Origin of the sequence: Mesorhizobium sp. M8A.F.Ca.ET.208.01.1.1, from assembly GCF_004791315.1 — a bacterium.
Lineage (GTDB): Bacteria > Pseudomonadota > Alphaproteobacteria > Rhizobiales > Rhizobiaceae > Mesorhizobium.
Genome location: NZ_SRUT01000320.1, coordinates 1 through 298 on the forward strand (window position 1 = coordinate 1; position 298 = coordinate 298).

The following is a 298-nucleotide window of genomic DNA, read 5'->3' on the forward strand; positions in this document are numbered from 1 at the left end:
GGCACAAGCTCGTAGGAGCCTTCGGCGAACAGTTTCAGCACCTGGTCGTCCGACATCGGCTTCGCCGCAGCGGCCGGAGCGGCGGCTGGAGCGCCGGCGGGCGACTTCGCAGCGGGGGCAGCCTTCGCGCCACCGGAAGAGATCGCCGCTTCGACATCGGCCTTGACGACGCGGCCATGCGGGCCGGTGCCGGTCACGGCGGACACATCGACACCGGCATCCTTGGCGATGCGACGAGCGAGCGGCGATGCGAACACGCGTTCGCCGCCGGCGTGGCCATTCGCGACCGGAGCGGGCT

General features: G+C 71.5%; 1 protein-coding gene. It reads right to left on the minus strand.

Annotated elements, in window-relative coordinates:
• On the minus strand, positions 1–298 hold a 298-nt coding region (locus EN851_RS35475; protein WP_189587367.1), incomplete at both ends, for an E3 binding domain-containing protein.